Genomic DNA, 22,884 nt, shown 5'->3' with positions numbered 1-22,884 from the left:
GTGCCCGGCCAGGCCCGGCCCGCCCCGACCTGAGCCGCGGGCTTAGGCGTAGACCTTGTCGAGGAATCCGCCCCACGCCTTGGCTGTCGCGCCGGAGTCCCCGCGGCCGCTGAAGTCGTGCACAGTCACGCCCACCGGTGCGCCGAAGGCGTTACGCCCGAAGAACCGGTACATCGCGTCAGCGGTCCGCAGCCCGAGGAAGTTCTCGTTGGAGAAGTCCACTTCCCCGGCAAGGTGCCCGACGCCGTCGACGTCCAGCTCCACGGTGTCTCCCTGGGCTGAGGCGGCGACGCCGAGGGCCCTCCTGAGCCGGTCGAAGCCGTCCGGGGCCTGGGACGCGGCCGGCGCCTGGATGTCCGTGAAGACCACGGGCTTGCCGTCGAAGTGCTTCAGGTACTGGCCAAGGGTGTGCAGGTAGAACGCCGTGTGCTTGCTGGCGCCGTCGTATTGCTCGTCCCAGTTGTCGGTGAAGATGCCGCTGTGGACGTAATGCAGCCGCGCCCGGCCGCCGTCGAGCGGTTCCAAAACGTGTTCGAGCTGGTTGAACCAGCCGTCCGGGCCCTCCATCCGCGACACCAGGTGGGAGGGGCGCTCCTCCACGGTCTTCACGTCCGGCCACTGGTCCGTGGGGAACATCCAGGCGGGCGTACCGCGGGTGACGGCCTCCCATACGCGCTCCGGGGTGCCGGGCAGGTCGGTGTCATAGACGATCTCAAATTCCCGCTTGTCAGTCATGGTCCTGCTCCTTAGCTTTCAGGGTTTGGGGTGAGGTTTTCAGTGCCGGGTGGAGTGCGATGACGAGCCGGTGCTTGCGTCCCGCCGCCGGGGAAGCTGCCGGGCCGCGCGCCCCGCCGTCGTGGTACTTTTCGACGAGCCCGGCCACTGCGGCGCCGAGCTCCTCGGCAAAGGCCGCCCGGTCCGCCGCGGAACGGAAGGTGACCTCGCCGTCGATCGCGAAGGTGGCGAGTTTCTGCCGGGCCGCCGCCGCGCCTGCGATCAGCTGGCCCATTTCCTGGACCATGCGGCCCGCAAGCGCCAGCAGCCAGAAGGCGGAGAACCGGTCCGAGAAACGGTGCGGGTCCGGAGCCACGGAGGCCAGGGCCGCCGGCGATATCAGATACGACGCCGCCGTCGCCCGCAGGACGCGTTCCGTGACGTTGCCGCGCCGCCGCTCCTCGACAAGCTCCACCAGGCCGTGCCGCTCGAGGGCCTTGAGGTGGTAATTCACCTTCTGCCGCGGCAGGCCCACCCCCGCGGCAAGCTGAGTTGCGGATCCCGGTTCCGCCAGCTCACGCAGGATCCGGGTGCGGATGGGGTCCAGCGAGGCCTCCGCCGCCGCCGGGTCTTCGATGACCTCGATGTCCAACATGCTTCGAGTCTGCTCGCCGACAATTTTATTTGTCAAGAACTATTTAGTCGTCGGTGCCGTTTCAAAGGTTACCTGCCCACCCGGCGCTCGGAAACGTCGTGCGGGCACCGAACCGTCGAAACGGCGGGAGGGAAGGGGCAAAGTAGAATGGACCGGTGATGCAATCCCCCCTGCCCGTGCGCGACGGCGTGAACGCGACCCGCCTGCGGCTGCCGGACGAGGGGCCGTGGGACACCGCCATGGACTACATGATGCACCGCTGGGGACACATCGACCCGCAGGGCATCGAGGACCGCTTCGACGCCGGCGAGATCGTAGGCGAGGCCGGCGTGCCGCTGGACCGCACCACCCCGCTGCAGCGCCACACCTTCATCTGGTACTACCGCTCGTTGCCGCCGGAGACCCGAATCCCGGTGGAACTGGACATCCTGCACCAGGACGAACACCTCCTGGTCGTGGATAAACCGCACTTCCTGCCCACCACCCCGGGCGGCACTTACATCCAGGAGTCTGCCCTGGTGCGGCTGCGGAACCAGCTGCAGCTGCCGGACCTGATCCCGATGCACCGACTTGACCGCATGACGGCCGGCATCCTGCTGCTCTCCACAAATCCCGAGACCCGTGGGAAGTACCAGGTGCTCTTCGAAAAGCGCCAGGTGCAGAAGGAATACGAGTGCGTGTCCGCCGCGGAACCCGCCCCGGGGCACCCCGCCGTCGACTTCCCCGTGGTGGTCCGGAACCGGATGACCAAGTCCCGCAGCTACCTGCTCGCCGAGGTCGTCGAAGGCGAACCCAACGCCGAGACCCGGATCGAGCGGTTGCGCACGTTCGCGGGGCCGGCCAACGCGGCACAGGCTGACGCGGCCCGGGCCGGCGGCTCTGAGGCCAACGGCACCGCTTACGACGCCGGGTCGGCGCGCCGCGCGCTTTACCGGCTGGAGCCGCACTCCGGCAAGACCCACCAGCTCCGCGTCCACATGGCCTCACTGGGACTCGGGATTGTCAACGACGCGTTTTACCCCGAGCTGCTGGACAAGGCACCGGACGACTACGCCAAGCCGCTCCAGCTCCTGGCCCGCGGCATCCGCTTCGTGGATCCGATCTCGGGCAGCCCGGTGGAGTACCGCAGCCGGCTCGAGCTTTCCGAGGCTCGCTAGGGAACCCGCCACCCGCCGGGCGGCCGGATATGCGGTACCTTGTGCCCATGGACCTGGCCAATGCGGACACGTGGGGAGCAGCGATCTATTTCTGGATCATCCCCGTTGTCCTTGGCGACGCCATCTTCCCGCCGCTGCCCTCCGAAATGGTGGTTATCACCGCCGGAGCCCTGTCCGCCGACGGCCGGGCCAACGTGTTCCTGGTGGCCATCCTCGCCGCCCTGGCCTCCTGGCTCGGCGACCTAGTGGTCTTCCAGCTCTTCAAACGCCGCCTCAGCCACGTGCTGGACCGGTGGAGCTGGGGCCGCAAATTCCACAGCGGCGTGCACCTGGCCATCGCCCGGGCGGGCCGCTCCTCCACCTACGGGGCCATCATCGGGATCCGTTTCATCCCCGGCGGAAGGCTGGCCACTACGGCCGCGGCGGGGATCGCCAACGTGTCCACCAAGGGGTTCAGTTTCTGCGCTGCGCTGGGCGGCTCGCTGTGGGCGGTGTGGTCCGTGGGCCTGGGGTACGTCACGGGCTCGGCCACCAAGCTGCCGTTCTGGGCCAGCTCGCTGATCGGGGTGGGGCTTGGCCTGGTGATTGGCGCCGTCGTCGGAGTGATCGTCACCCGCCGCCGCGGCAACCGCTCCCCCGTGGTGGAACCCGGTTCTCAGGCGGCGGATCCGGACGCGGAACTGGACTTTTAGCCCGGCAGCCGCTGCGCCCGGGGTCGCGGCTAGACCGGAGCCCAGCGGCCCCGGTTGCGCCGCAGCACGGTCAGCGGCCCGGTCACCGCGACGCGTTCGACGGCGTCGCGCATCATGGCGGCCGACTCCAGCGCCTGGCTGTTCTCCGCCGCGTACGCCGTGGCGTCCACAAGGAAGCGCAGGTTCAACTGCGGGACACCGCTGGCGATCTCCAGCTGGTTGGACTCCACATGGTGCCGCGTCCCGAGTGCCTCCACGGCAGCGGCCATAACGGCTTCGGGCGGTGTGCCCGGCTTGAGTCCGGTGATCTTGAGTCTGGTCTGGAACGAGGGCATAAACCAACCCTAGCCGCCCCCTCCGACGCTCCCGCAGATCCTCCGGGATCGAACCAACCCTCCCGCACATCCGGCCGGAATCAAACCAACCCTCCCGCACATCCGGCCGGAATCAAACCAACCCTCCCGCACATCCGGCCGGAATCAAACCAACCCTCCCGCACATCCGGCCGGAATCAAACCAACCCTCCCGCACATCCGGCCGGATTCAAACCAACGCCCCCGCAGATCGCTCGCCCAGAAGACCCGCCTCACCTGAGGGAGCATCCAGAAAACACCCGCCACACCTGAGGGAGCAACCAGAAAACACCCGCCACACCTGAGGGAGCAACCAGAAAACACCCGCCACACCTGAGGGAGCAACCAGAAAACACCCGCCACACCTGAGGGAGCAACCAGAAAACACCCGCCACACCTGAGGGAGCAACCAGAAAACACCCGCCACACCTGAGGGAGCAACCAGAAAACACCCGCCACACCTGAGGGAGCAACCAGAAAACACCCGCCACACCTGAGGGAGCAACCAGAAAACACCCGCCACACCTGAGGGAGCAACCAGAAAACACCCGCCACACCTGAGGGTGGATCGTGGGAGGGCTAGCCGGTGTTGCGCAGGCCCGCCGCGACGCCGTTGACGGTGATCAGCATGGCGCGCTGGAGGCGTTCGTCGATCTCGGCGTTGGGCATGCCCTCCCCTGCGGCGGCCTCGGCCCGGACGCGCCGCAGCAGCTCCACCTGCAGGTAACTGATCGGGTCGAGGTACTGGTCGCGGATCTCCAGCGAGCGCTTGAGCGTGGGCTGCGCGTCGAGGAGGAGATCCTCGCCGGTGAGGTTTTGGATTTCGGCGACCGTCAGCTCGTACTCCGCGCGGATGGTGTGGAACAGGTGGTGCAGCTCGGCCGGGACCAGGGTCGAAACGTAGTAGCCCGCGATGTCCATGTCCGTCTTGGCGAGGGTCATCTCCACGTTGGAGAGCACCGACCGGAAGAAGTGCCAGCCCTCCATCATCTCCACCAGCTGGGCCGAGTGGCCCGCCTCGCGGGCGGCCTTGAGCCCGGAGCCGACGCCGAACCAGCCCGGCACGATCTGCCTCGACTGGGTCCAGCCGAACACCCACGGAATCGCCCGCAGGCCCTCAAGTCCGGCGCCGGAGTCGGGGCGTTTCGAGGGCCGGGAGCCGATGTTCAGCGAACCCAGCTGCTCCACCGGCGTGGACGACATGAAGTACGCCGGCAGGTCCGGGTCGTCGATCAGCGTCCGGTAGCGGGCAAACGCGGCGTCGGAAATGGTCTCCATGACGTGTCCGTACCGTTCGCGCTGGTCTTCCGAGGTCCGCGGGGTGCGGTGCAGCGCCGACCCCTGCAGCACCGCGGCGAGGGAGAGCTCCAGGTTCTCGCGCGCGAGCTCCGGCAGCGAGTACTTGTCCGAGATGACCTCGCCCTGTTCGGTGAACTTGATCTCGCCCTCGAGCACACCGTTGGGCTGGGCCATGATCGCGTCGTAGGTCGGTCCGCCGCCACGGCCCACGGAACCGCCGCGGCCGTGGAACAGCCGCACCCGGACGCCGTGCTTGGCCGCGACGTCGCGCAGCTTGCGCTGGGTCTTGTGGATTTCCCACTGGCTCGTCATCACGCCGGATTCCTTGTTGGAGTCCGAGTAGCCGAGCATGATTTCCTGCACGTCGCCACGAAGCCGGACCAGCTCGCGGTAGGACGAGTCGGAGAGCAGGGCGTCCACGATCTCGGCCGAGGCGCGCAGCTCCTCCACGGTCTCCAGCAGCGGAGCGAAGCCGATCCTGGCATACGGCGCCTCGCCGAAAAGGTTCACCAGCCCGGCCTCGCGGGCCAGCACGGCCGCGGCCAGCACGTCGTCCGCGCCGCGGGTCATCGAGATGATGTAGGTCTCGATCACGTCCGGGCCGTAGGTGCGCAGGGCGCGTCTGATCTCGCGGAAGACGTCGTACGTGCCGGCCGCGACGCCGTCGAGCTTGATCGGATGGCCGGAGAGCGGGCGGCGGGACGCGAGCTCGGAGCCCAGCACTTCGAGCCGCTCGGCCCGGCTCAGCTCGGCGTACCGCACGCCGGGCCCCCCGAGGCGGTCCATGAGCTGCCCGACGGCGTCATGGTGATGGTCTGCGTGTTCGCGGATATCCAGCGTGGCAAGGTGCAGGCCGAAGGAGGCGATCGCCCGCCGGACCCGCGCCAGGGCGCCGTCGGCGGCGAGGCCGGCATGGTGGTTCCGCAGCGAGGACTCGAGCAGGCCCAGCTCGGCCAGGAGTTCCGCGGTAGCGGCATAGTCCCGGCCGGGCTCGTGCGCCGAGCCGGCGGTGACCCGGCGGCCGGTGTTCAGCAGTTTGGCCTTGATGCAGGTGAGCTTGAGCCGGTACGGTTCCTGCGCGTTGAGCTCCAGGACGCGCCGGTCCAGTCCGGGCAGGTTCCCCAGGTCGACGTCGATTGAGTCCAGCAGCGCCTGGTCGGCCCCGGCCAGCGCGGTGGAGTTGGACAGGATGGAGATGAGCCCGTCGATCAAGCCGATGCTGATCCGGACGGCGTGCTGGTTGTGGATCTGCAGGATTTCGCGGGTGACGCCGGCGGTGACGTTGGGGTTGCCGTCCCGGTCCCCGCCGATCCAGGAGCCGAAGCGGATCGGCGCCTTGGTGGCCGGCAGGGTGACGCCGTGCTCGGTGAGGAGGTCGGACAGGTCCGAAAGCATCTCCGGCATAGCGTCGCTGAGGATGCCGGTCAGGTAGTAAATCGCGTTCCGGGCCTCGTCCACGGGGGTGGGGCGGACCTGGCGGAGCTCGTCCGTCTGCCACATCTGGTCGATCACCTCGGCCAGGTGGCGGTCCTGGCGACGGCGGGCCGAGGTTCCTTCCGATGTGGATTCGGCCAGCACGTCGGAGAGCCGGCGGATCTTGTCCAGCACCGACCGCCGGGACGCTTCGGTGGGATGCGCGGTAAAGATGGGCCGGACGTCGAGTTCGTTCACGACGTCCTGCAGCACGGCGGATCCGGCCTTTTCCGCGATTTCGGCGACGGCCTTGGCCAGCCAGCCGTCCTTTTCCTGCCGGCTGCGCAGCCCGCGGACCCGGTGGACCTGCTCGGCGGCGTTGGCTAGGTGGAAGTAGAAAGCGAAGGCCCGGACCAGGTCGGTGGCCTGGTCCAGCGGCAGGGAGCCGAGCAGTTCGCGGACCTGGGCGACGACGTCGTACGAACTCCACGGCCCGGTGGCATCGGCGCCGCCCCGGGCGGCCTCCTTGGATTCCTTGGTCAGCAGCCGCACCTGTTCCACCAGGTCGAGGAGCTCGGGGCCGTGCTGGCGGACCAGGGATTCGCCGAGGAGGGTGGACACCCGGCGGACATCAGCGCGCAGTTCGGAGGCGAGGTCCGTGCCGGAAGTCAGTGCAGTGTCAGCCATGGAAATCATCTTTCGAGGTTCGACTTGGCTCGTACACTGCGCTGGATACTGTGAGCCGGGTTACTTGTACCCATGGGATGTTACCCGGCTCACGCGGCGGCCGGGAATCCGTCTCAGATAGTGTCCGGCCTCTTTTCGGCGGCGCTCCCGGCCAGATGGGACGTCAGCGGGCGATCTTGAAGTTGAAGTCCGCGTTGCCGAAGGCGCCCCAAAGCCGCAGCCAGATCGGCAGGAGCATCTCCGTGCCGCGGGCCGTGGTGATGTCGCCCAGGTCGATGATGTCGCGGTGGCCAAGGTCCGCCAGCAGGCCGGCCACCACCGTCTTGGCGTCCGCGTCGTTGCCGGAGACGAACACCGAGTGGTCGCCGCCGGCCACACTTCCCGGGTCCACCATGACGCCGGCGTTCATGGTGTTGAGCGTCTTGACCACGCGGGCGTCGGGGAAGGCCCGCTGGATCTGCTCACCAAGGCTGTCCGTATTCACCGGGTTCAGCGACGGCGGGAAGCCCTGCGAGAAGTCGAGCGGGTTCGCGATATCCACGATCACCTTGCCGGTCAGGGTGGCAGGCCCGGCTGCACCCAGGGCGTTCAGGGAACCGGTCCCATTTGTGGCGTTGACGACGATGTCGCTGCCGGCCGCAGCATCGGCGAAGGTGGTCACGGCGATGTCGCTGTGCTCCGCATGCCATTGGGCGAACGGGACGCCGCCCATCGGCCCCGCCTCGGTCCGGGCCAGCGTGGCTTCCGGATCGCGGGTTCCGATCACGACGTCGTGGCCGAGCTTTGCCAGGGCGCCTGCGACGAGGGGGCCGACGGTGCCGGTGCCAAAGACTGCAATTTTCATGGGGACCTCATTCGGGAAAGGGTTTCGCGGAAGACCTTGGGGTAGACAAGTTCGTCTACCACTGGGCGAGACGCTACCAGACAGAACTGTCTACGGCAAGGACACCTCGGCCGAAGATCGACGCCCGCATGCCCGCTGCCCACCGCTGCCCGCCGTGGAATGAGTCGCGGAACAAGAGGAACCGGACAGACGGGTCTGTGTACCATGAAGTCATGACGCCGCACCCAGCCACCGCACCAACCGCCGCCTGGCCGCGGGCTGTCCGGACGCCTGCGGGGCAGGCCAAGGATAAGATCCTGGCGACGGCATTCCGTCTCTTCTATGCGCAGGGCCTCAGGGCGGCCGGCATCGACACGATCATCGCAGAATCCGGCGTTGCGAAGGCCACCTTCTACAAGTACTTTCCGGCCAAAGACGACCTGATCCTGGCCTATCTCGAACAGGTCGACGGCGTCTGGACCGGGCAGCTGCACGCCGCCGCCGAAGCCGCGGGGCCGGACCCCGCGGATCAATTGGTGGGCCTGTTCGACGCCCTTTCCAACGCCTGCCGCCGCGACGGCTACCGCGGCTGCGCCTTCATCAACGCCGCCGCCGAGTCAGCCCCCGGCACGCGGGTGCACGAGCGTACGGTCGCCCACAAACAGCACATCCTGGCCTGGATCCGTGACCTGGCGGAGCAGGCCGGCGCCCCGGACCCGGACCGGCTGGCGCGCAGCCTGACCCTCGTCCTCGACGGCGGCCTGGCCAGCGGGGTGCTCGACGCCGACCCCGCTGCTGCCGCCGCCGCCCGCACCACCGCGGCCCAGCTGGTCGCGGCCGCCCTCCCAAGCCCGCCCCCAACTGACAGCTAGTTGGGCTGATACCCGAAGAGGTGCCCATTGACCGCCGCCCCGTCCCCCACCGGCGCACAGCTTGCCCGCTGGCAGCGCTTCCGCAAGAACCGCAACGAGGCCCTCGCCAGCGAGTACGGCTGGCTCACCCTGACCTCCTTCCAGTGGCTGCCGGAGTCCCCCGCCGCCGTCGAACTCGTCCCCGGCCTGTGGTCCACGGACGGCACGACGGCGTTCCTCACCGCCGCCGCGGCGGACGGGCTGACGCTGGTGGAGACGGGCGAGCCCGTCGACGGGACCATCGGCGCGGCGCTGGCCAACGAAGAGTCGCTGCTTTGGGTCCAGTTCGGCGGCCCGGACGGCCGTGAGGTCAGGGTGGAGCTCGCCATGCGGGCCAACAAGTACGCGCTGCGCACCCGGGATTCGGCGTCGCCGGTGTTTACCGGGTTCGACGGCGTGCCCACCTTTGATTACCGGCCGGACCTGGTCATAGAAGCGCGGTTCGTGCCCTACCCCGAGCCGGTGGACGTGCCCATCGGGACCGCCAACCCTTTGGTGGACGGGGTGCACCGATCCGTCGGTGAGCTGGTGTTCCGACTTCCCGGCCAGGAACATGAGTGCCATCTGCAGGCCGAGGAGGAAAAGCTCGGAGCCCTGACGGTGACGTTCCACGACGAGACCAACGGGATAACGACGGACGAGTGGCGCAAGGTCTCCACGGCCCGGCCGCGGCCGGACGGCACGGTGGTTCTGGACTTCAACCGGGCGATCAACTACCCCAGCGCCTTCACCCCCTACGGCACGTGCCCCATGCCGGTGCGGAACAACAGCCTGGATTACCGGATCGAGGCGGGCGAAAAGCAGCCCTTCGCCTAACAGGACCCACGCGCGAACGGACACTTCAGGCCCCGCACCAAAGCGCGAACGGACACTTCAGGCCCCCACCCAAAGCGCGAACGGACACTTCAGGCCCCACCCCCACGCGCGAACGGACACTAGTGGCCCTCAACCTCGCAGATTCAGGGGCCCCAAGTGTACGTTCGCGCTCTGAGCCGGAGGGCGGGAGGGCGGGGCGGGGTTAAGGGGCGGACCTAGACGATCGCGGACACCCCGGTCACGGCGCGGCCCACGATCAGGGTGTTGATCTCGTACGAGCCCTCATAGGTATAGATCGCCTCGGCGTCGGCGAAGATCTTGGCCATCCGGTAATCGGTGACGATCCCGTTGCCACCCAGCAGGGACCGGCCCATCGCCACGGTTTCGCGCATCCGGGCGCTCACGTAAGACTTCGCCAGTGCCACCTGGGGCATGTCCGCCGCGCCCGCGTCCTGCAGCTGGGCAATCCGGACCATCATGCCCATGCTCGCCACCGCATTGCCGAGCATCGTCACCAGCTGCTGCTGGACCAGCTGGAACTTGGCCAGCGGCCGGCCAAACTGGTGGCGTTCGACGGCGTACTGCCGGGCGACGTCGAAGGCGGCCAGCTGCTGCCCCACGCCCTGCCAAGCGACCATGATCCGCGAACCGCGGAGCAGCTCGTTGGTGTCCTCGAAGCTGTTGATCCCGGCGAAACGGTCCGACTCCGCCACCCGGACGTCGGTGAAGACGATGTCGGCGTTCTGCACGGTCCGCAGCGCGATCTTGTTTTCGATCCTGCTCCGGCGCACGCCGGGCAGTGTGGCGTCCACGATGAAGCCACGGATGCCGCCGTCGGCCTCGTCGCGCGCCCAGACCAGCATGTAGTCGCAAAACGTCCCGTTGCCGATCCAGCGCTTGGCCCCATTGAGCACCCAGTAGTCGCCGGACTCCCCGGACACGCGCCGCGCGGTGGTCTCCATCCCACCGGCCACGTCCGAGCCGTGGTCCGGCTCGGTCAGAGCGAAGGCCCCGGTGGTGCGCAGGCCCGCGGCGTCGTCCAGCAGCCGGGCCTTCTGCTCTGCGGAGCCGAAGCCGTAGAGCGATTCCACGAACAGGTCGTGGTGGACCAGGAAGAAGGTCGCCAGCGAGGTGTCCACCCGGGTCATCTCGGCGATGACCAGCCCGGCGAACAGATTGCTGTAGCCGCGCTGAGCCGGGGCGCTGAGCTCCAGCGCCGCCAGTTTAGGCAGGATGTGCGCCGGAAACTCGGCGTCGTTCCACCACTGGGTGGCGAACGGCGCCACCTCGCGGGCCAGGAACTCCCGGAGCTCGGCCAGCTTCGCCTGTTCGGCGGCGCTGAGCAGCGACTCGAAGTCAAAGAAATCGGCGGACGGCAGTCCGGACAGCGCCGGGTCCACGGGGGCAGCGCTGTCCACGGCCAGGGTCACTTCGGCCCCATCCGGATGGCGCCGTCGAGCCGGATGGTCTCCCCGTTGAGCATGGCGTTGTCCACGATATGCGCTGCGAGGTTCGCGTATTCGGCGGGCCGGCCCAGCCGGGACGGATGCGGCACCTGGCGGCCCAGCGAGTCCTGTGCCTCCTGCGGCAGCCCGGCCATCATGGGGGTCTCGAAGATGCCGGGCGCGATCGTGACAACGCGGATCAGCGAGCGCGCCAGTTCGCGGGCGATCGGCAGCGTCATCGCGGCCACGGCACCCTTGGAGGCCGAGTAGGCCGGCTGCCCGATCTGCCCGTCGAACGCGGCCACGGAGGCGGTGTTGATGATGACCCCGCGCTCTTCGCCGCCCAGCCCGGTGGCAACCGGCTCGGTGGCGGCCATCGCGGCGGCGGCCAGGCGGATGACGTTGAAGGTGCCGACCAGGTTGATCTGGATGACCCGGCTGAAGGTCTCCAGCGGCAGCACACCGTCCCGGCCCAGTACCTTGCCCGGGGTGGCGATGCCGGCGCAGTTCACCACGATCCGCAGCGGCCCGAGCGCGACGGCGGCGTCGACGGCGGCCTGCACCTGCTCCTCGCTGGTAACGTCCGCGGGCACAAAGACAGCGCGGTTCGCCGGTTCCGGCGCAGTGCCGTGTTCCGGCGCGCCGCCGCCGGCGGACGCGTTGAGCTCGGCGGACGCGTTGAGCTCGGCGGCGAGGGCGTCCCCCGCCGAACCCGGCAGATCCACCAGCACCACCGAGGCGCCGGCACTGAACAGCCGCCGGGCCGTCGCGGCCCCCAGCCCGGAAGCGCCGCCCGTAATCAGTGCGACCGTACCCATGACGTCCATACATCCTCCTTGATGTGGCACCGCAACCCGGCCGTGGAACTGTGCGCAGCCCACCGGCACCAGGGAACATTAGTTAGTTCAGGTTAACTGGAATGCAAACATTGCGCACCTCCGGCCCCGGATTCCGCGCCGCGGCGGCCGCCGCCACTAGGCTTGGTCCATGACCGCAGCAGCCGCCCACTCCCCCGCCCCGAACTGGTCTTTCCGCGCCGATGAGGCCGCACGTTCGGTGACCCGGCTGTTCGGGCAGCGTCTCTTCTTCCTGCCCGGCACCCACATCGCCGCAATCAGCCGTCCCTCCGGCCGGCTGAAAAACCTCGCCCGGCCGTGGCACTACTGGTGGCAGGCGCACTACGTGGACTGCCTCGTGGACACCGGCCGCCGCGAACTCGGCGTCGAGGGCCACACCCCGGCCAAGTTCGACGGCGACAACCTGCCCAGCGCCGGCAAGCTCGCCTCCCGCCTGGTCACCGGCATCCGGCTGCGCAACTTCCTGACAGTCGTCAACAGCTACTACGACGACATGGCCTGGCTGGCCCTGGCCACCCTGCGGCTGGAGAAGCTCGCCGGGGACACCCGCAAGACCTCCGGCCGGCGCCGCAACGCCAAAGTGCTCAAGAGCCTCACCCTGCAGTTCGATTCAGCCTCCACCGACGACCTCGGCGGCGGCACGTTCTGGAGCAAAAAGCGCGACTTCAAGAACACCCCGGCTACGGCCCCGGTGGCCCTGTACTACGCCCGGACCGGGCAGGCGGCGAAGGCGCAGGCCCTGCTGGACTGGCTGGACGCCAAGCTCTACGACCCGGAACAGGGCATGTACCGGGACGGCCTGCGGATCGCCCCCGGCGGCGAGCTGGTGCTGGAAAGCGCCATCTACACCTACAACCAGGGTCCGGTCCTCGGCGCCCTGCTGGAGCTGGGCGGTGAGGCGAACCTGGAACGGGCGGCCGCGCTCGTGGCCGCGGTCGGGCGCGGTCTCACCGTTGAGGCACCGTTGCTGGGACGCAAGGGCACGGTGCTCCGCTCGGAGGGAACCGGCGACGGCGGGCTCTTCACCGGAATCCTCGTCCGCTACCTGGCCCTGGCCGCCGTTGACGAGCGGCTGCCCGCACCGACGCGGGCCGAGGCAGCCCTGCTCGTGACCGATACGGCGGAGGCATTCTGGGAAGGCCGGCGTCTGGTCGCGGCGCAGGAGCCATTGGCCCGCAACGGCGCCCGGCTGGTGTTCTCGGCCCGTCCCGAACTGCCGGCGCGCCGGAGCTACCCGGCGGGATCCGCCGTCGAGCTCTCCACCCAGCTGCAGGCCTGGATGGTGCTGGAAGCGGCGGCATCCATCGCCGGGAGGCTGCCCGCCGTCGTGCCGCCGTCCGCCGAAGCGGCCGGAACGGAAGCTGCCGCAACCGAAGGTGCGGGAACCAAGGCGCCCGCTGCCGCCACGGACAGTGCAACCCCGGCGCCGGAAGCCTCCGCCGGGAATTAAGTCACGCAATAGTTTCGTAATTCGTGTGATCCTCCTCACTTAAGGCGCTCTCGGCTTGGTTGCTTAGGTTTGGCTAACCTACAGTTTTTCGTAGTGAGCATGCCCTAACTTCCCCGCTCACGGGGGTTAGGCACCTACGACCTTTTCCTTGCAGAAAGTAGCCTCATGAAGATCCGCACCAATGCGCTGGCAGGTATTGCCCTCGCCGCCACCGCCGCGCTCGGCCTCGCAGCCTGTGGCTCCGGCGCCTCGACCTCCGGCAGCACTACCGGAGCCGACGGCAAGCCGGCCGGCGAGATTACGGTCTATAACGCCCAGCACGAATCCCTGACCAAGGAATGGGTGGACGCCTTCACGGCGGAGACCGGCATCAAGGTCACCCTGCGCCAGGGCGACGACACCGAGATGTCCAACCAGATCATCCAGGAAGGCGCCGCCTCCCGCGCCGATGTGTTCCTCACCGAGAACTCGCCCGCCATGGCCCAGGTAGAAAACGCCGGCCTGTTCGCGGACGTGGACCAGGCCACCGTAGACCAGGTCCCCGCCGAGTTCCGGCCCTCCACCAACAAGTGGACCGGCATCGCCGCCCGCTCCACCGTGCTGGTCTACGACAAGGCCAAGCTGAGCGCGGACAATCTGCCCAAGTCCATGCTGGACCTGGCCAAGCCCGAGTGGAAGGGCAAGTGGGCGGCCTCGCCGTCCGGCGCCGACTTCCAGGCGATCGTCTCCGCCCTCCTCGAACTCAAGGGCGAGGCGGCCACGGAGGAATGGCTCAAGGGCATGAAGGAGAACTACAAGGCCTACAAGGGCAACAGCACGGCCATGAAGGCCGTCAACGCCGGCGAGGTGGACGCCGCCCTGATCTACCACTACTACTACTACGGCGACCAGGCCAAGACCGGCGAGAACTCCAAGAACGTCACGCCGTTCTACTTCAAGAACCAGGATCCCGGCGCGTTCGTCTCCGTCTCCGGCGGCGGCGTGCTCAAGTCCTCGAAGAACGCGGCGGCCGCCCAGGCCTTCCTGAAGTTCATCACCGGGAAGAAGGGCCAGGAAGTACTGCAGAAGGGCACCTCCTTCGAGTACGCCGTCGGCTCCGGCGTCCCGGCCAACGACAAGCTGGTGACGCTCACCGAGCTCCAGGCCCCCAAGGTCGACCCGGCCAAGCTCAACTCCGCCAAGGTCACCGACCTGATGACCAAGGCAGGACTGCTCTAACCAGTGACCAAAACGCTGGCGGCTCCCGGAACCACCGGAAGCACGACGACGGCGGGCCGGGGCAAGCGCCCCCGCCCGCCTTTCGGCGTCTCCGTGGTGGCGATCCTCGCGGTCCTGATCGCCCTGTTTTCGCTGATCCCGCTCGGCTACGTGGCGGTCATGACGGTAGCCACCGGCTGGGACACCGCCGTCGGCCTGATTTTCCGCGCCCGGGTGGGCGAACTCCTGCTCAACACCGTGCTGCTCATGCTGATCACCGTGCCGCTCTGCGTGGTTCTCGGGGTAGGCGGCGCCTGGCTGGTGGAACGCACCACCCTCAAGGGCCACAAGGTGTGGGCCGTGCTGCTCGCGGCGCCGCTGGCGATTCCGGCCTTCGTCAACAGCTACGCCTGGGTTTCCGCGGTGCCGTCGATGGGCGGGCTCTGGTCCGGCGTGCTGATCGCGACGCTGTCCTACTTCCCGCTGGTCTACATCCCTGCCGCCGCGACGCTCAGCCGCCTGGATCCGGCCATCGAGCAGTCCGCCGCCTCGCTGGGCCTGGGCGCCTGGCGCGCCTTCTTCCGTGTGGTGCTGCCCCAGCTGCGGATCGCGATGACCGGCGGCGCGCTGCTGGTCTCACTGCACCTACTGGCCGAGTACGGCGCGTTCGCGATGATCCGCTTTGACACCTTCACCACCGCGATCATGGTCCAGTACCAGTCCACTTTCAACGGGACGGCCGGGAACATGCTGGCCAGCGTGCTCGTCTTCTTCTGCCTGATCCTGCTCCTGGTGGAGGTCCGCGGCCGCGGCACGGCCCGCTACGCGCGGGTCGGCTCCGGCGCGCAGGCCAGGGCGCTGCGCCTGCCCCTGCACTCCTACCAGTTGCCCGCACAGCTGGCCCTGCTGGCCCTCACCGCACTGGCGTTCGGGCTTCCGCTGACCTTCGTGCTGCGCTGGATCTACGCCGGCGGACCGGACATCTGGGCCGCCGACGAGTTCCTGCCGGCCCTGCTGCAGACCCTCGGCTACGGACTGGTCGGGGCCGCGGCCACCACCGTGGTCGCCTTCCCGATGGCCTACCTCGCGGTGCGGCATCCCAGCTGGTTCAGCAAGGCCCTGGAACTGTCCAACTACGTCACCAGCTCCATGCCGGGCATCGTGGTGGGCCTGGCCTTTGTGACCGTGAGCATCCGGGTGGCGCCGGACCTCTACCAGACCACGGCCCTGCTGATCTCCGCCTATGTGCTGCTGTTCCTGCCGCGGGCTCTGGTGAACATCCGCTCCGGGCTCTCGCAGGCGCCCAAGGAGCTCGACGAGGCCGCGCAGGCCCTGGGCAAGCCGCCGCTGCTGGCGTTCCTCCGGGTCACCCTGCGCCTCACCGCCCCGGCCGCGGCCGGCGGAGCCGCCCTGGTGTTCCTCGCGATCGTCAATGAACTGACCGCCACCCTGCTGCTCTCGCCCAACGGCACCCGCACCCTGGCCACCGAATTCTGGAGCAAGAGCACCGAAATCGACTACGCCGGCGCCGCTCCGTACGCCCTGCTGATGATCCTGATCTCGGCGCCGATGACCTACCTTCTCTTCCAGCAGTCCAAGAAAGCAGCGGGACAGTGACCGAACAAAACCCCTCACGGCTTCCGGAACCCCGGATCGCCCCCTCCGTGGCGCCCAGCACCAACAGCCACCTGGAAGTCGAGGCCGTCACCAAGAACTTCGGCTCCCAGGCCGTCCTCAAGGGCGTCAACCTCTCGGTCGCCAAGGGCGGGACGACGGCGATCGTGGGCCCGTCCGGTTCGGGCAAGACCACACTGCTGCGGCTGATCGCCGGCTTCGAACACCCGGACACCGGCAGCATCTCGCTCAACGGCACCAAGGTGGCCGGCGACGGCGTCTGGGTTCCCGCGCACAAGCGGCACGTCGGCTACGTGGCGCAGGACGGCGCCCTCTTCCCGCACCTGTCCGTGGGCCAGAACATTTCCTTCGGCCTGGACGCCGGCAAACTGCCCGGCGGCCACCGCGGGGTCAAGGCCCGGGTCGCCGAACTGCTCGAGATGGTCGCGCTGGACCCGGCCATGGCCAGACGGCGGCCGCACCAGCTCTCCGGCGGCCAGCAGCAGCGCGTCGCGCTGGCCCGCGCCCTGGCCCGTGAGCCGGAGCTGATGCTGTTGGATGAGCCGTTCTCCGCGCTCGACGCCGGCCTGCGCGTCGCCACCCGCCGCGCCGTCGGCAAGGTGCTCCACGACGCCGGCGTGACCACCATCCTGGTCACCCACGATCAGGCCGAGGCGCTCTCCTTCGCCGACCAGGTCGCGGTGATGCGCGGCGGCAAGCTCGCGCAGATCGGCAACCCGTTTGTGGTCTACACCCGCCCGGCGGACCGGGCCACCGCGGAGTTCCTGGGCGACGCCGTCATCCTGGACGCCTGGATGGAGGGCTCCCTGGCCACCTGCTCGCTGGGCGGCATTCCGGTCCGCCGGCCGCCGGCCCAGGGCCGGGTCCAGCTGATGCTCCGGCCCGAGCAGATCCGGATCGCCGAGGACGGTCCCATCCGCGGCACCGTGGTGGATACGGACTACTTCGGCCCGGAGACCACGGTCCGGCTCAAGCTCGCGGTCCCCCCGGTCCTGGCCGAGGGCGCCGTGGCGGACCACCGCTACCCCGGTGGCGGCGAGGTCATCACCATCCGGCACTGGAACGCCTCCATCGCCCGGCCCGGCACCGAACTGTGCCTGCGGGTGGTGGGTGAAGCCGTGGCCTTCCCGATCGAGGACACCGCGCAGGACTGAGTCCGGCCGATGGCCCGTCCGCGGGCTGCGGGATCGCCGGCGGAGCCTCCACCGGAACCTCTGGCGCACGGGCAGGCCTAGGTACGGCCCTGCCCTCCGGCATAGGCTGGGGCGCATGACTGTTCAGCCAGCCCTTCACCGTCAGCACTGTTCCGTGGCCGCTCCCACCCAGGTATGGCTCGACGCCGAGGGCCGGCTGGCCGGCGGCGCCACCGGTGCCTCCGGCGACAGCGCTTCCGGCGACGGCGCCACGGGCCCCGGCACCGGCACCGGCACCGGCGAGTGGTTCACCGGGCTGCTGCACGGGGACACCCGGATGCTTTGCCGCGCCGAGGTAACCGTCAACGGATTCGCGCCCGAACCGGCCACCGTGGAGGCCTCCCCCGGCGGCGTGCTCCGGGTCCGCGGACTCGTCCGCGGCATCGAGGGCCCCACCGAGGATCCCGCCGTCGAACTCCTGCAGACCTGGACCGTCACGCCCGGCGCCGTCCGCGTCGCCCTGCGGCTAAGCACGTCGCTGGACGCCCTGGACGCGGAGATCGAGGTGCGGCTCGCGGCGGACTTCACCGACATGGCCGCCATCCGGCTCGGCCGCTACCGCGACCCCATGCAGCCCTCCGCGGCTGACGATTCGACGCTGCGCTGGAGCGAGGGCGGCAAGACCCTGACGGTATCGGCGCCCGGCCGGGTCACCGGCGGCGAACGGCTCACCTGGCGCGGGACCGCGGGCCGCGGCAGGCCGCTGGAGGCCGAATGGCAGGCCGTGCTGGCCGACACCGAGGACGCCGTGGTGGCCGCGCCGCCGCCGGCCGCCCGCCGCGTCCGGGCCGAGCCGGAGGGGCCGCTGGGCCTGCTCCTGGAAAACTCCCTGGACGAACTCGACGGTCTCCGGCTGGCCACCCGGAAGGCGCCCGATGCCCCCTTCCTGGCCGCCGGCGCCCCCTGGTACTTCACCCTCTTCGGCCGGGATTCGCTGTGGGCCGCCCGGCTGCTGCTGCCGTTTGACGCCGCCCTGGCCGCCGGGACCCTGCGCGCCCTCGCCGCGCACCAGGGCACGAAGACCGATGCCGCCGCGGCCGAGGAACCGGGCAAGATCCTGCACGAACTGCGCGCCAAGGAGCTGGTGCTGGAAAGCCAGGCGCTGCGCCTGCCTCCGGTGTACTTCGGCGCCGTGGACTCGACCCCGCTGTGGCTGTGCCTGCTGGGCGAGCTGGGGCGTGCCGGCACGGACGACGCCGCGGTCCGTTCCCTGCTGCCCAACGCCGCCCGCGCCGCGCAGTGGCTGCTGGCCGCCGGCGCCGCCGGCGGCAGCGGAGCAGGGGGAAATACGGCCAACGGCGGCTTCCTCAGCTACCAGGACACGTCCGGGCATGGCCTGAGCAACCAGGGCTGGAAAGACTCCCGGGACGCAATGCAGTTCCGCGACGGCCGGCAAGCGGACGGCCCGATTGCCCTCGCCGAAGTGCAGGGCTACGCCTACCAGGCGGCGGTGGAGACCGCGGATCTCTTCGATGCCTATGGCGAGCCCGGGGCGCAGGAACTGCGGGACTTCGCCGCGGCGCTGCAGCGCAACTTCCGCGAGCGCTTCTGGGTGCAGGACGACGGCGGCCGGTTCCCCGCGATGGCGCTCGATGGCCACGGCGAACCGCTGGACATTCCGGGCTCCAACATGGGACACCTGCTGGGCACCGGGATCCTGGACGCCGCGGAGGCGCGGCTGGTGGCGGACCGGCTGCTCAGCCCGGAACTGTTCTCCGGCTACGGCCTGCACACCCTGTCCCGGCGGGCGGCAGGGTTCTGGCCCTTCAGCTACCACTGCGGTTCGGTCTGGAGCCACGACACCGCCATCGCCGTCAGGGGTCTGCACAGCGAGGGGTTCACCGCCGAGGCCGGGGTCCTCGCCGAGGGCCTGCTGGCGGCCGCAGGCTCGTTCGGGCACCGGCTCCCGGAGCTTTTCGCCGGTGTCACCGCGGCGGAGTCGGGGCGAGCGGTACCGTATCCGGCCTCCTGCCACCCGCAGGCGTGGTCCTCCGCGTCCGCGGTGGTGCTGGCCCAGGCCCTCGGCGTCGCCTTCTAAGGTGCCGGAACCGCCATCCGCGCGGTGCGGAGGCCGTCGAGCAGGATCACGATGCCGGTGACGGCGACCGCCAGGCCGAGCGAGGCGACGACGTCAGTGAGCCAGTGATAGCCGAGGTAGAGCCGGCTGAACCCGACCAGCAGGGCGCCGAGCGCGGCCGCCGAAAACGCGAGCACCGCCGTCGGGCGCCGCACCGGACGGCTGAGCGGACCCCGCGGGCCGGCTGCGCTGCCCAGCAGCAGGTACACCAGGACCAGCAGGAACACACCGGTGCCGAAGGTGTGGCCCGAGGGGAAGGAGAGGGCGTCGTCCGGACCCATCAGGAAATCGGCTGCCGATGGCCTGCCGCGCGCCACCTCATGCTTGATCAGGGTGGACGCCCCGAACGTCGCTGCCATGGCCCCCAGAAGCAGCCCCGGCCGCCAGAGTTCTCGTTTCCGGACCGCCCAGCCGAGCGCCAGCAGACCCCCGATGACCAGCAGCCAAGACGGGGACGTGACCGTACTGACGGCCGCCAGGAGGCCGGTGGCAAGGGGCGACCTGCCCTCCACCAGGGCGTCGTGGACCCCGCCGTCGAGCAGGGCGAGCCCCGAGTCGGTCTGGACAGCGGCCAGCATCAGCCAGAACACCGCCTCGCCGGCCACCAGCAGGCCCGCGGCGCCGAAAAACACCGCGCGTTGCGACCGCGTGCCGGGAGCGGCGGCGGGAACGACGGAGCGGGACTGGCCGCGTTGGGAGGTAGTCACCGGGCTACTCTGCCAGCCCGGGCTGTCGGGATCCCTGACGGCTACTGGGAGGTTCCTGAGGGTCCCGGGCCCGGCCGCCGGGTTTGCGGGTGCGGCGTCTCGTAGCGGGCGAGCATCTCCACGAAGCCGGCGATCTTGCGCTCCCGCGTGGACGCCTGCTTCACCGCATTGGTCCGGTAGATCAGGGCGTAGCGGTTCACCGACGTCAGGACCTCGAACATCGCCTGCGCCCGCGGGTCCGCCGCGATGGCCGCGGCCAGATCGTCCGGCACCTCGGCCGAGGCCTGGCCGGAGTACGCCGACTCCCAACGCCCGTCAGCCTTGGCACTTTCGACGGCGGCCCGCCCTGCCGGGGCCATCCGGCCGGCCGCTTCAAGGCGTCCGACGCGCTCCACGTTCCGGGCCGACCAGACGCTTTTAGGGCCGCGGCGGGTCATCCGCTGGAAGGAGGTCTCGGCGTCCCGGCGCCTGCCCTGGCCGTCGATCCAGCCAAAGCAGAGCGCCTCCTGCAGGGCGGCCTCGTAGTCGAGTTCCGTCACCGAGCCGCCCTTTTTGTGCAGCACCAGCCACACTCCGGGGCTGTCCGCGTGGTGCGTCTCCAGCCAGGCCCGCCACTCGGCGGCGTCTTTCACCAGCAGTTCCATAAGCTCGGCAGCCATGGCACCATTGTGCTCCCAGACCGAACCACCAGGGAGATACCCATGCTGCGTGTCCGTCCCATTCATTTCACCTCCCGACTGGACCAGTGGGAGCGCCTGCTGACCGACCTGGGCATGGTCAAGTCCGTCGACGAGCCCACCTGGCGGGAGTTCGACGCCGGCGCGGGACGCCTGGCGCTGCATTTCGTCGAAGCGGGCTCGGCGGAGGACGGCACCACCTCGTTCGGCGTCGAGGTCGGCGACCTGGCGGAATTCGCCCGCCGGACCAACGAAGCCGGGGCGCCGGCCGGCCCGGGCACCGCCGCCGGCACCACGGCAGAACTCATTGAAGCGGAGCACGGCCCTTCCTGCCGGGTCACCGCCCGGGACGGGTTCAGCTTCCTCGCCGACCCCGCCACGCGCGCGTCCGACGGCAGCTGGGCCGGTGCTGCGGAGGCGGAAGCTGGGCTCGCCGTCGTCGGCATCTGGTTCGCGGAGGACCCGACGGCGGCGACCCAAACCCTGCGCGACATCGGCGCCCGCCCCCGGCCGGTTCCGGGTGCCGGCGGCGCCGGTCCCGCCGGGACTGACACCGGCGAGTCCGAGTCGTTCACGGCGAAGAACGGCGGGGTCCTAATGGTCGGCGCGGCTGCCGGATCGGCGCCGGGAACCGGGCGCGCCGGGCTGGGCTTCGAATACGACGGCGACCTTGAAGCGCTCCGGGAGCGGCTCGCCGGGGCGGGGCATGAGGTGGCGGCCGTGGAGGACGCCGCCGTGCCGCTGCTGCACGTGGGCAACCCGGATGCGGACGGCGGCGCCGCCCGCCCCCACGCCCTTTGGATCTCCGCGGCCCCGGCGGAGGCTTAGGCCCGGTCCCCCGTCGCCAGGGCTCCCTGGCAAAGCCGGTTCAGGACCTCTGTCAGCATAGTGACGCCGGCGACGGTGTCCTGGTCCTTGGTGAATTCGTGTTCATTGTGCGAGATCCCGTCAACACTGGGGACGAAGAGCATGACCGTGGGGACCAGGTCCTTCATGTTGGTGGAGTCATGCCCCGCCAGGGTCATCACCTGGCGGCTCGTGAGCCCCAGATCCGCAGCGACTTTGGCCGCGAGCTCGACGCCTTCGGGCTGGTAGGGGGTCACCGGCCAGGAGTGCGAGTGGTGGCGCTGGACGGTGACGTTGGCCAGCTGTTCGATCTCATCGATCCGCCGGTGCAGCAGCGTGTCGGCTTCCGCGAGGACAGCCTCGTCGGCGCTGCGCAGGTCCAGCAGCAGGTTCACGCGCGAGGGCACTACGACGGGTGAGTTGGGGTAGACGGTCAGCTGGCCCACCGAGGTGTGCAGCACGCCGGAGAATTGGTCGGCGAGCTCCCGGGCTGCCACCACCATCATCGACGCGCCCAGCAGGGCGTCCTTGCGGTCGGCGATGACGGTGGAGCCCGTGTGGGCCTGCTCGCCGTGGACCACAAATTCGTATTTGTTGGCTGCCCAGTTGGAGTTGACCAGCCCGATCGTGACGCCGTCGCGCTCCATGCTCCGGCCCTGTTCGATGTGGATCTCGGCGCAGTACACCGCCGCAGGGCCGTCATAGTCTCCCCGGCCGCCGATCGCGTCGAGGGCCTCGCGCACCGAGGTCCCGGCGGCGTCCCTGGTGTCCAGTGCCGTGTCCAGGGCAAGCTTGCCGGTGTAAACCGAGGAGCCCATCATGGACGGCTTAAACCGGGAGCCTTCCTCGTTGAACCAGTTGACCACGGCGATGTTGAACTTCGGCGCGCCGGCCCGCGGGTGGTCCGGGTGCCCGCCGGCCCACGCCTCGGTGAGCCGGAACGCGGCGTGCGCCGCGGCGAGGACGCCGTAGGCGCCGTCGTAGCGGCCTGCGGTCGGCTGCGAATCCATGTGCGAGCCCACCACCACAAACGGCGCCCCCGGGACAGCTTCGTAGAGCCCCCATTGGTTGCCCGCGCGGTCGAACCTGACGGTGAACCCACGCGCCTCAAGCAGCCCGGTGAGCCAGCGCCGTTGCTGCCCGTCGGCCTCGCTGGCGGCTTGGCGGTCCACCCCTCCGTTGGGGGTGGCGCCGAACCGGCTCATGGTGGCGAAGTCGCGGAGGAACGCGCTGTCCTCGGGGCTGAAATTGTTGGTCGTCATGGTGTCCCCTGGTGCTGG

General features: G+C 69.6%; 20 protein-coding genes. 10 read left to right on the top strand and 10 right to left on the bottom strand.

Annotated features, from left to right (window positions below; translation table 11 throughout):
• Positions 1-42: 42 nt before the first annotated feature.
• Both AC1MED_RS03125 and AC1MED_RS03120 read right to left on the bottom strand, forming a co-directional pair.
• Complete coding sequence (locus AC1MED_RS03125) at positions 43-735, bottom strand: SRPBCC domain-containing protein (RefSeq protein WP_346960550.1); 693 nt, start codon at positions 733-735, stop codon at positions 43-45.
• Positions 728-1,369 carry a helix-turn-helix domain-containing protein gene (locus AC1MED_RS03120; protein ID WP_479785382.1) on the bottom strand — a complete coding sequence of 214 codons (642 nt, stop codon included), beginning with the start codon at positions 1,367-1,369 and terminating at the stop codon, positions 728-730. Before AC1MED_RS03120 ends, AC1MED_RS03125 begins: the two co-directional genes overlap by 8 nt.
• 158 nt (positions 1,370-1,527) lie before the next feature.
• On the opposite strand from AC1MED_RS03120, the gene AC1MED_RS03115 reads away from it, so the two are divergent.
• Both AC1MED_RS03115 and AC1MED_RS03110 read left to right on the top strand, forming a co-directional pair.
• The gene (locus AC1MED_RS03115) at positions 1,528-2,526 is read left to right on the top strand and encodes an RluA family pseudouridine synthase (protein WP_479786533.1); all 999 of its coding nucleotides are present in this window, start codon (positions 1,528-1,530) and stop codon (positions 2,524-2,526) included.
• Between the two features lie 47 nt (positions 2,527-2,573).
• Positions 2,574-3,218, top strand: coding sequence for a DedA family protein (locus tag AC1MED_RS03110; RefSeq protein WP_479785380.1), 645 nt, complete (start codon positions 2,574-2,576; stop codon positions 3,216-3,218).
• A gap of 29 nt (positions 3,219-3,247) precedes the next feature.
• Here the strand turns inward: AC1MED_RS03110 and AC1MED_RS03105 are convergent, their stop codons facing one another.
• From AC1MED_RS03105 to AC1MED_RS03095, 3 genes are all read right to left on the bottom strand, one after another.
• Positions 3,248-3,553: a hypothetical protein gene (locus AC1MED_RS03105; RefSeq protein ID WP_346960531.1), complete on the bottom strand. Its 306-nt coding sequence runs from the start codon at positions 3,551-3,553 to the stop codon at positions 3,248-3,250.
• A gap of 597 nt (positions 3,554-4,150) precedes the next feature.
• Entirely contained in the window at positions 4,151-6,970 is a 2,820-nt protein-coding gene (ppc, locus tag AC1MED_RS03100; RefSeq protein WP_479785379.1) for a phosphoenolpyruvate carboxylase, read from the bottom strand.
• A gap of 163 nt (positions 6,971-7,133) precedes the next feature.
• Complete coding sequence (locus AC1MED_RS03095) at positions 7,134-7,814, bottom strand: NADPH-dependent F420 reductase (RefSeq protein WP_479785377.1); 681 nt, start codon at positions 7,812-7,814, stop codon at positions 7,134-7,136.
• A 212-nt stretch (positions 7,815-8,026) separates the two neighbouring features.
• Here AC1MED_RS03095 and AC1MED_RS03090 point away from each other — a divergent pair, with 212 nt between their 5' ends.
• Together AC1MED_RS03090 and AC1MED_RS03085 are read left to right on the top strand one after the other, a co-directional pair.
• Complete coding sequence (locus AC1MED_RS03090) at positions 8,027-8,665, top strand: TetR/AcrR family transcriptional regulator (RefSeq protein ID WP_479785375.1); 639 nt, start codon at positions 8,027-8,029, stop codon at positions 8,663-8,665.
• A 27-nt stretch (positions 8,666-8,692) separates the two neighbouring features.
• A complete protein-coding gene (locus AC1MED_RS03085; protein ID WP_479785374.1) occupies positions 8,693-9,520 on the top strand; it encodes a DUF1684 domain-containing protein in 828 nt (275 codons plus the stop codon).
• 215 nt (positions 9,521-9,735) lie between these two features.
• Here AC1MED_RS03085 and AC1MED_RS03080 read toward each other — a convergent pair whose 3' ends face one another.
• On the bottom strand, positions 9,736-10,950 hold the full coding sequence (locus tag AC1MED_RS03080) for an acyl-CoA dehydrogenase family protein (protein WP_479785373.1): 1,215 nt from the start codon (positions 10,948-10,950) through the stop codon (positions 9,736-9,738).
• Positions 10,947-11,792 carry an SDR family NAD(P)-dependent oxidoreductase gene (locus AC1MED_RS03075; protein WP_479785372.1) on the bottom strand — a complete coding sequence of 282 codons (846 nt, stop codon included), beginning with the start codon at positions 11,790-11,792 and terminating at the stop codon, positions 10,947-10,949. Before AC1MED_RS03075 ends, AC1MED_RS03080 begins: the two co-directional genes overlap by 4 nt.
• Positions 11,793-11,952: 160 nt before the next feature.
• Between AC1MED_RS03075 and AC1MED_RS03070 the strand changes: the two genes are divergently transcribed.
• From AC1MED_RS03070 to AC1MED_RS03050, 5 genes are all read left to right on the top strand, one after another.
• The gene (locus tag AC1MED_RS03070) at positions 11,953-13,272 is read left to right on the top strand and encodes a glycoside hydrolase family 76 protein (protein ID WP_479785371.1); all 1,320 of its coding nucleotides are present in this window, start codon (positions 11,953-11,955) and stop codon (positions 13,270-13,272) included.
• Positions 13,273-13,437: 165 nt separating this feature from the next.
• Positions 13,438-14,490, top strand: coding sequence for an iron ABC transporter substrate-binding protein (locus AC1MED_RS03065; RefSeq protein ID WP_479785370.1), 1,053 nt, complete (start codon positions 13,438-13,440; stop codon positions 14,488-14,490).
• Between the two features lie 3 nt (positions 14,491-14,493).
• A complete protein-coding gene (locus AC1MED_RS03060; protein WP_346960522.1) occupies positions 14,494-16,086 on the top strand; it encodes an ABC transporter permease in 1,593 nt (530 codons plus the stop codon).
• Positions 16,083-17,258, top strand: a complete 1,176-nt coding sequence (locus AC1MED_RS03055; protein ID WP_346960521.1) for an ABC transporter ATP-binding protein — start codon at positions 16,083-16,085, stop codon at positions 17,256-17,258. Before AC1MED_RS03060 ends, AC1MED_RS03055 begins: the two co-directional genes overlap by 4 nt.
• A gap of 115 nt (positions 17,259-17,373) precedes the next feature.
• Positions 17,374-19,335, top strand: coding sequence for a glycogen debranching N-terminal domain-containing protein (locus AC1MED_RS03050; RefSeq protein ID WP_479785369.1), 1,962 nt, complete (start codon positions 17,374-17,376; stop codon positions 19,333-19,335).
• Here the strand turns inward: AC1MED_RS03050 and AC1MED_RS03045 are convergent.
• Entirely contained in the window at positions 19,332-20,081 is a 750-nt protein-coding gene (locus AC1MED_RS03045) for a phosphatase PAP2 family protein (protein WP_479785368.1), read from the bottom strand. The two genes, AC1MED_RS03050 and AC1MED_RS03045, sit on opposite strands and share 4 nt — an antisense overlap.
• Before the next feature lie 41 nt (positions 20,082-20,122).
• Entirely contained in the window at positions 20,123-20,740 is a 618-nt protein-coding gene (locus tag AC1MED_RS03040) for a YdeI/OmpD-associated family protein (RefSeq protein WP_479785367.1), read from the bottom strand.
• A 42-nt stretch (positions 20,741-20,782) separates the two neighbouring features.
• On the opposite strand from AC1MED_RS03040, the gene AC1MED_RS03035 reads away from it, so the two are divergent.
• The gene (locus tag AC1MED_RS03035; RefSeq protein ID WP_479785366.1) at positions 20,783-21,586 is read left to right on the top strand and encodes a VOC family protein; all 804 of its coding nucleotides are present in this window, start codon (positions 20,783-20,785) and stop codon (positions 21,584-21,586) included.
• Here the strand turns inward: AC1MED_RS03035 and AC1MED_RS03030 are convergent.
• The gene (locus tag AC1MED_RS03030; RefSeq protein ID WP_479785365.1) at positions 21,583-22,866 is read right to left on the bottom strand and encodes a M20 family metallo-hydrolase; all 1,284 of its coding nucleotides are present in this window, start codon (positions 22,864-22,866) and stop codon (positions 21,583-21,585) included. The genes AC1MED_RS03035 and AC1MED_RS03030 overlap by 4 nt on opposite strands.
• Between the last annotated feature and the right edge of the window lie 18 nt (positions 22,867-22,884).

Source organism: Arthrobacter sp. BI5 (assembly GCF_056680065.1).
Note: the sequence above shows the minus strand (reverse complement) of the source record. Positions and strands in the feature narration are given on the sequence as shown.